Origin of the sequence: Parafannyhessea sp. (assembly GCF_051876455.1) — a bacterium.
Classification (GTDB): Bacteria; Actinomycetota; Coriobacteriia; order Coriobacteriales; family Atopobiaceae; genus Parafannyhessea.
The window spans coordinates 1-8,021 of the sequence record NZ_JBJEHW010000203.1; the positions used below are offsets into that span (position 1 = coordinate 1).

Annotated in this window: 8 protein-coding genes; 1 reads left to right on the forward strand and 7 read right to left on the reverse strand. The window is 60.9% G+C overall.

Translation table 11 applies throughout. The annotated features are described in order from the left end of the window. From cutD to ACI38Z_RS08675, 7 genes are all read right to left on the reverse strand, one after another. A partial coding sequence (gene cutD, locus ACI38Z_RS08645) for a choline TMA-lyase-activating enzyme (protein ID WP_439789795.1) occupies nucleotides 1-834 on the reverse strand: 834 nt, incomplete at its 3' end. Between the two features lie 68 nt (nucleotides 835-902). Then, entirely contained in the window at nucleotides 903-3,446 is a 2,544-nt protein-coding gene (gene cutC, locus ACI38Z_RS08650; protein ID WP_439789796.1) for a choline trimethylamine-lyase, read from the reverse strand. Between the two features lie 2 nt (nucleotides 3,447-3,448). Further along, nucleotides 3,449-4,984, reverse strand: a complete 1,536-nt coding sequence (locus ACI38Z_RS08655; RefSeq protein ID WP_439789797.1) for an aldehyde dehydrogenase — start codon at nucleotides 4,982-4,984, stop codon at nucleotides 3,449-3,451. Between the two features lie 11 nt (nucleotides 4,985-4,995). Then, nucleotides 4,996-5,307, reverse strand: coding sequence for a BMC domain-containing protein (locus ACI38Z_RS08660; RefSeq protein ID WP_439789798.1), 312 nt, complete (start codon nucleotides 5,305-5,307; stop codon nucleotides 4,996-4,998). A 9-nt stretch (nucleotides 5,308-5,316) separates the two neighbouring features. Next, entirely contained in the window at nucleotides 5,317-5,616 is a 300-nt protein-coding gene (locus ACI38Z_RS08665) for a BMC domain-containing protein (RefSeq protein ID WP_439789799.1), read from the reverse strand. Nucleotides 5,617-5,627: 11 nt separating this feature from the next. Next, complete coding sequence (locus tag ACI38Z_RS08670) at nucleotides 5,628-5,891, reverse strand: hypothetical protein (protein ID WP_439789800.1); 264 nt, start codon at nucleotides 5,889-5,891, stop codon at nucleotides 5,628-5,630. Beyond that, nucleotides 5,891-6,973, reverse strand: coding sequence for a hypothetical protein (locus tag ACI38Z_RS08675; RefSeq protein ID WP_439789801.1), 1,083 nt, complete (start codon nucleotides 6,971-6,973; stop codon nucleotides 5,891-5,893). Before ACI38Z_RS08675 ends, ACI38Z_RS08670 begins: the two co-directional genes overlap by 1 nt. Before the next feature lie 711 nt (nucleotides 6,974-7,684). Between ACI38Z_RS08675 and ACI38Z_RS08680 the strand changes: the two genes are divergently transcribed. After that, nucleotides 7,685-7,861 carry a hypothetical protein gene (locus ACI38Z_RS08680; RefSeq protein WP_439789802.1) on the forward strand — a complete coding sequence of 59 codons (177 nt, stop codon included), beginning with the start codon at nucleotides 7,685-7,687 and terminating at the stop codon, nucleotides 7,859-7,861. Nucleotides 7,862-8,021 lie beyond the last annotated feature (160 nt).

Sequence of the window (8,021 nt, forward strand, 5' to 3'; positions counted from 1 at the left end):
AAGGGAGGCGTACTTGCCGACCCCCAGCTTGTGATATGGGAGAAGGTCAACGCCGTCGAAGTTCTTCTGGTAGCGATACGGCTTGAAGAACTCGATTACCGCGTCGATCTCCTCCTTCGAGTCGTTCACGCCCTTCAGAAGCGGCATGCGGACTCGCACGTTGTAGCCGTTCTCGAGCAGGTTCTTTACGTTCGAGAGAATCTGCTCGTTGTTTACGCCCGTCCAGTACTTGTGTTTCACGGGGTCCATCTGCTTGATGTCGAACAGGAAGAGGTCCACGTACTGGGCCACCTTCATGATCGTCTCGGTGGACGCGTACCCGCAGGTCTCGATGGCCGTGTTGTAGCCGCGGGCCTTGGACGCCATGAGAATGGCGAGCGTCGCCTCGGGCTGGGCAAGGACCTCGCCTCCGGACAGCGTGATGCCGCCGCCAGACATGCGGTAGAAGTCCTTGTCCTCGTCGAAGAACTCGACGATCTCGTCGATGGGGCGATCCTCCCCCATGATCTGCAGGGCACTGTACAGGCAGGCTTGCTCGCACTGGCGGCAGCCGATGCACTGCACGTTGTGATCGACCACGTGATGGCCGTCGACCATCTTGTGCACGCCCACGGGGCACACGGCGACGCATGCCCCACAGCTGACGCAGTTGGCGCTCTTGAACATGACCTCGTGGCCACGCTGCTGGCTCTCGGGGTTGGAGCACCACTTGCAACGGAGCGGGCATCCCTTGAGGAAGGCCATGGAGCGCACGCCGGGGCCGTCGTACATGTTGTACTTCTGAAGGTTGAAGATGCGCGCCTTGCGCTCAACGCTTCCCTGCTCATGGCTCATAGCAACCTCTCCCTTCTACTACTTGCCGCGGCGTGCGGCTCCTAAAAGACCTTCTAATGCGATGGAAACTAGAACTTGGTCAGCATCGTGCGGCTGATGATCTCGTCCTGGACGTCCTTGCAGAGCTCGTTGAAGAATGCGGAGTAGCCTGCGACACGCACGACCAGGTCACGGTGCTTCTCGGGATGCTTCTGGGCATCGATGAGCGTCTTGTTGTCCAGGTAGTTGAACTGCATCTCGCCGTTGCCGAACATCGAAGCGGTGCGCAGCAGCGTGATGAGGCCGTTCTCTCCCTCGGGGGTGTCAAGCAGGCCGCTCATGAGCTTGAAGTTGTGAACCATGCCGATGTTCATGGAATCGTTCGACAGCTTGGAGACCGACTTGATGATTGCGGTCGGGCCCTTGTGGTCGGCACCCTGGGTGGGGCTGATGCCATCGGACAGCGGGGTCCAGGCCTTGCGGCCGTTTGCGGAGGCGCCGGTCATCTCGCCGAAGGGCGTGTTGTTGGAGATGGAGAGGGTGCCCGTGGACATGTGCGAGTACAGCGTCTTGAAGTCGAGGTGGATGTGCTCGGTGTAGTCGATGATGTCAGCCGCAATGTTATCGGCGTAGTCGTCGTCGTTACCGTACTTGGGCGCGTTGAGGCAGTCCTGCCGCATCTGCTCGTAGCCCTCGAAGTCGGCCTTGAGGCCCTCGTTGAGCTCAGTGAGGGTGTACTTGTGCTCGTCGAACACGAGCTTCTTGATGGCGGCCATGGAGTCCGCATAGGTCGCCAGACCCGTCCACACGACGCCAGGGCCGTAGTTGTACATGGCGCCACCAGCGGAAACGTCCTTGCCCTTCTCCATGCAGCCCTCGTACATGATGGACATGAGGGGCTTGGGAGCCACATCACGGGCAACACGCTGCGAGATCACGGTTGCAACATCGGTCCACTTGGTGACGTAGTAGATGGTCTTCTTGACCGCGGCATCGAACTCCTCGTAGGTCTTGTACTGCGCGGGGTCGCCGTAGTCGGGCGTGACCTGCTTGCCGTACCACAGGGGCACGCCGTGGTTGAGGGTGAGCTCGATGCAGATTGGCCACTGCGTGTAGGACGTGGAGGTCCACTGGTAGAGGCGGCCGGACTTCTGAGGCTCGACGCAGCCCATCATGCAGTAGTCGCGAGCATCCTCGACACTGACGCCCTTTGCGAGCATCATCTTGATGTGCGTGTCATCGAAGTGGCACGCGGGGAAGCCCATGCCCGAGCGCACGATGTCGACAATCTTACGCATGTACTTCTCGGGGGACTTGTTGTTGATGCGGCAGGCGATGGAGGGCTGGTAGACCTTCACGTGACGGACGGCGTCCATCAGCAGGTAGGTGAGGTCGTTGGTCGCGTCGTGACCCTGACGGGTGACGCCGCCGAGGGTCATGTTCACGAACGGCTGGTAGCCGGCGAAGAACTCGGACTGGCCACGGGAGGTAACCCACATCATCTCGCTCATCTTGATGAGCATGCAGCCAGCGATGTCGAAGGCCTGGTACGGGGTGATGCGGCCGGCCTCGATGTCAGCCTTGTAGAACGGGTACATGTACTGGTCCACACGGCCGAGGGACATGCCGGTCTGGTTCTCCTCCACCGGGAGCAGGCTCTCGATGGTGAAGACGGACTGGACGGCCTCCCAGAAGGTGCGGGGCTTGTGGGCGGGCACATAGGCGAGGATGTCGGAAAGCTGCTCGAGCTCCATCTTGCGCTTCGGGTCGGTGCACTTGTCGGCGAGCTCCTTGGCGTAGTCGCTCATGCGCTTGGAGTAGATCATGACGCCCTCGGTGGTGTCGATGACGCTCTTGTAGAAGTAAATCTTGTCGAGGTCATCGGGGTTGGCGTAGTCGAGCTCAGCCAGGTGATCCTTAGCCTCCTGCTGAATGTCGAGCATGCCCTTGTGCATGAGGATGACGTCGTAGCCGGGATTGGAGTCGCCACCGCCGCTCATGGCGTGGTACGAGCAGTCAGAGACGAAGGACTCACCGGAGAGCTCCCAGACGCCGGCCTCACGGTACTGGTCCTCGCAGATCTCGTCCTGCGACTTGCCCTCCCAGAACGGGAACAGGACGTCGCGGCAGTACTGCTTGTCCTCCTCGGAGATGTAGAACGGGTCCTGGGGACGGTCGCCGATGGTGTCAAGTTCGTCGCGCAGCCAACGCCACGCGAGGTCGGGCGAGAAGGCACCGGCACGAGGCGCGCCGCAGGGGGCACCGACGATGAGCTCATCATCCTGGATGACGAGGGGCGCGGTCTCGCAGCAGTGACGGAAGGCCTTGGCGCGCAGCTCGATCTTGGGCATGCCGGGGTTAGCCTTCATGATCTCGGTGACCGCACGGGCGCGGAACATGGTGATGCTGGGGACCTGCTTGAGGAAGTTGTCCTTCAGGCGAACCTGACGATCGGTGGGGCCATCGGGAACGTCGTAGGGATCATCGCTGCTCACGTGCGCATGGGCGGGAGCGGCAGGCGCGTCGAGCTGGTCAGCCACCTTCTCGAACATCTTGCGAACAGTTTCGCGCTGCTCGTCGGACATGTCCTTAGTTGCCTCGGACAGCTCCTTCGCAAACTCCTTGATGTCCATTCTCACTCCTTCTCGTAATCGTTACGAATTGCCTGTACTACGCCGGAAAACCACTCTTCCGGTTCCTTGCCTGTATCCTTCGGCTCTTCCGGGTGGCTCTTCTCCCCACCCCTGGAGCTTGGAATCCGAATCTTGACCGTCACCGGGGTGTGGTCGCACGAGCTCGCCCTGTCGAGCAGCTCTCGCGCATCGGCGCCCTCCCCGATTCCGACCTGCCTCCTTCGCACGAAGTCGCCGTAGGTGACCCCGAGCTCCGAGGTGGTCGCGCAGTCCCATCCGGTGACCGTGAGCGTCTTGGGAAGGTCGCTGTGGCACCCGATGCATCCAAGACCAGTGCTCACGTTCACGAGGACCCTGCCCACCGGCTTCTTGAGGATGAACTGGCGGATGACCTCGGGGTCCTTCGAGAAGATCGAGAGTGCGTTGCCGTGGCCGCTGTTCAGGATCAGCTCGATGCACTTCTCGCACGCGGTACGCCAGCTGTCCTCCACGTAGTACGACAGGACGGGACCGAACTTCGCCTTTGAGAAGAAGCTGTACTCGCTTACGTAGGGCTTCACGACGACGAGGACCTTAGTGCTCTCGGGAACCGTGATGTCCGCGCGGCGGGCGAGGTCGAAGGCGCTCTTTGCGATGAGCTCGCGGTACGGCGTGCCATCCTTCATGAACAGCGTGCCAACGAGCCTGTCTGCCTGCTCGTCCGAGAGGAAATAGCATCCGCGGCGACGGAGCTCCGCCTGGAACTGCTCGTCCACGGCGCGCTCCACGACGATGCTCTGCTCGGCACCGGGAAGCATTCCGTAGCAGAACGACTTCCCAAGCACTATCTCGTCCGCGCAGGCCGCGAGGTCGGCGGTCGATTCCACGAAGACCGGGTTGTTGCCGAGCGTTGCGTGGTAGACGTCCCTGCCGGCAGCGTCGAAGTCGTGCGGGTTCGACTCCTCGCGAGAGTCGATCACCACGCGCACGCAAGGCTGGGAGCAGACCCACTCCTCGCCCTCCGGGCAGTACGTCGAAAGGTAGCCAATCGCTTCCGTGGGATAGTGGCAGAACTCGGCAACCTCGAGCACGTCCTCCATGACCTTCTCGCACGTCGTGTGAATGCGGGCGCTGGCCGAGAAGACGATGGGGCTCTTTGAGCGCACGGCCATGAAAAGCTGGCTGAGCATCGTGGGAACCGCAAGCCAATCGGGAAGCAGCGAGACAACGACGCCCTTGGATAGGCACACCTCTGCCGAGCCGTTGCGCGAGCGAACAATCTTTTGGACCGGTGTCTGTGCGCACACGTCATCGAGCAGGTCGCTGATGACCCACTTCGTGAGCTCGGACTCATCCTCGGGAGAGCAGTAGTCGCTTTCGGAGAAGGACGACTCCGCGTACTCGAGAGCCTTCGGGAGAAGACGCTCGCGTAGATGGGACAGGAAGTCGTCGACCAGCGATGCCGGCAGTCCCTCGAGGACCTCCGCGGACTCGGCCGCATGCTCCAGGAGGATTCGAGCCTCCTGAATCGAGAGGAGATCGTTATCGATGAGAGACATTCGACACCCCCTTAGTAGGGAAGCAGCTTTTCGACGGTGTACTTGTCGGTGATCTTCTTGAGGCTGGGATGCGGCCTCGGGATGACGACGGAGCTGTAGACCTCGGCACCCAGTGCCTCGACTGCCTTGACTCCCGCCGCGACCGCGGCCTTGCATGCCGCGACGTCACCCTGGACGAGGATGGAGATGTAGCCGGAGGCGGTGTTCTCGTAGCCGATGAGCTCGACGTCTCCCGCCTTGCACATGGCGTCGCCCGCCTCGAGGACCCAGACCAGACCAAAGGTCTCGATGGCCCCAAGCGCGTTCATGCCCTCACTTGCCATGACAACCTCCTAGTTGTAGTCCACGTCGTGGACGGAGACGACGTCTCCGATGGGCGGCACGGGCCTCTTCATCACGTTCGCGGCGGTGAGCTTGCCGATGCTGGAGGCAGCCTCCTTGCCAGCCTTGACCGCAGCCTCGCATGCCGCGACGTCGCCCTTGACGATGATGGTGACCAGGGTGGACCCGACGTTCTCGTAGCTGACGAGCTCGGTGTCGCCGGCCTTCAGCATGGCGTCGGCCGCGTAGAGCGCGGGAACCATGCCGATGGTCTCGATGAGGCCGATGGCCTCCTCTCCCCTGTAGCGCATGACGAACCCCCTTACTTGATGTAGGAATTGATCGTGTCGCGCTGCTCGGCGTCAGCGCTGTAGAACACCCGAAGGTCGCCGTTGTCGTCCAGGTCGACGCGGCTCTCGCTGATGAGCCCGTTCTTCTCGGCCGTCATGAGGGCCTCTTGCATCTTGTCGCGCTTGAACGCCGTGTATCCGGAGTAGTCGGACGCGAGGTCCTTCATCACGTCGTCCACGCTTGCCTCGTCGACCGTCGTGAAGTACTTGAGCATTGCGTAGTTGAGCGGGCGCATTATGCCTCCTCCTTCTTTCCGAAGAGCTCCTTGGGGTCAACAGCGATGACGAGGATGCCGAGGATCATGACGACTGCGGCGACCCATGCGATCGGCGGGAGGGCGTAGCCGGGGACGCCCATGATCAGGCCGACGATGATCCAGGTGACGAGGGGAGCGACGAAGGTGTACGTGCCGTTGCAGGCCATGCCGAGCGCGGTGCCGCACATGGAGTTGCCGCGATACCAGCTCGCGAAGGACTTGTAGGCAGAGAAGCCCGCAACGATGAAGCAGAGGATCGTGGGGAGGTCGGTGATTGCCGCGCCGACGTAACCGAAGGTCTGCCCAAGGTTGACACCGCCGATGAGGGACAGGACCGGGAGGATGACGATGAGCTCGACCACGCCAGAGACGCACTGGCGGATGGTAATGCCAATCTGGGTGTCAATCATGCAGGAGGCGTAGCCGGCGATGCAGCCCTCAGCACCCCAGCCAAGTGCCGCGATGAACGCAAGCGCGAGACCGAGGACCATGTTGGAGGAAGAGTCACCGGTGAGGCTTGCGGTGCCGATCATGAGGCCGGCGAGCACACAGATGGCAATGCCGGCGATCTTGCGGGGACCGAGCTCCTGCTTGTAGAGGATGCGGGAGAGAATCGAGCCGATGGCGGGGTTGAGGGCCGCGATGGGAACCACGATGGTGCCCGCCTGGGAGAGGGCGATGATGTAGGCGACCGTGGCGATGGGACCACCGACGAGCGCGGAGAGCATCAGGATGACGCCAGGCTTGGTGTTGATGGTGCGGCCGAAGTCGCCAAGCTTGCCCTGCTTGGCAGTGATGGCAAGCGCCCAGATGGCGCTGCAGGAGTCGTTGATCGCGCTGGCGACGGTCGGGATGATGAAGACCGCGAGGAAGGCGGTGGGGTTGATGGCACTGGTCCAGCTGGTCCACAACTGTGAGTTCTGACCAGCAGTCACGAACGCCGTGTAGAAGCCGTACATAAGGCTCGAAAACAGGGCGACCATGATGCCCTTCTTGAAGAAGCTGGAGTCGAGCTCCTTCTTCTTCTGCTTAGCAATGCTGACAGCGGATGCCTCTTGCATGCCTTCACCCTCCAGACCGTGTTAGGGATCTCCGGAAAACGTACGTTAGGAAATCCTGCAAGGCTCCCGTCGCGTAAGGGCAAAGTGTTTAAGAGGATTAGCCTGCCCAATGGGCAGGCGGTCGAAAATGAACCGCCAAACGGTCGTTTATTCCCCCACGACCGTTACTCATGGCGAAGGGTTTTCGTGACTGGAAACGTTTCGGCAACTTTTTCAGGTGTGGATATCGAATAGCTATATGCGTAGTGACATTTTTGCTTGGTTGGGGGCGAGCGTGCCGCTGTGATACGTGGAATCCGACATTCCAGCGCGCACAATTAGCTCAATAAACTGCATGAATCTAAGTGATTGATATGCCATTTTTAACGATAGCGTTGCATGCACGGACTATGGGGCCAGGCGACAAAACATCAAAGGTGAGGCGTTTTTCTCCCCACCAGCCAAACCTTTACGTTATGGTCGGGGTTTCCTGTCACACGCGAGTTTATGCATCTTAAGGTTTCCAAACCAAACAAGTGTCTAGCTGGAATCTGTTACTTTAATTATATCAATTGCAGAGGGGAAGGACTATCCTGCCGCTCGGCGCGGCATACGCGAATTAAGCTTTACGCCTGGCGATCTCAACGCATACGTGGTGCTCAGACGACTGCCATAGTAGGCCGCCGGGTGGGTACCATAGGCATCATCCGGAACCCAGACGAAAGGACCGCCATGGCAGACGTGACACGCATCCCCTCCGGCGGCACCAAGGGCGAGTCGGCGCGCGATGCCGAGGCGCGCCGCAGGCTGTACGAGTCAATCGAGCGTGCCGAGGCAGACATTCGCGCTGGCAGGACGCATGACATGAACGAGGTTCTGCAGGACCTGCGGGACCGCTACGGCATATAAAAAGGCGGCCAGCCACAAGGGCTGACCGCCTGAATCGTACCGGTTGCGATGCCGTGCGCCGCGCTTCTCCCACGCGCTAGATGATGTGGTAGGCAAACAGGAAGTACGCAATCACCACGACGCCGAGGGCGATGCGGTACCAGCCAAACGGCTTGAAGTC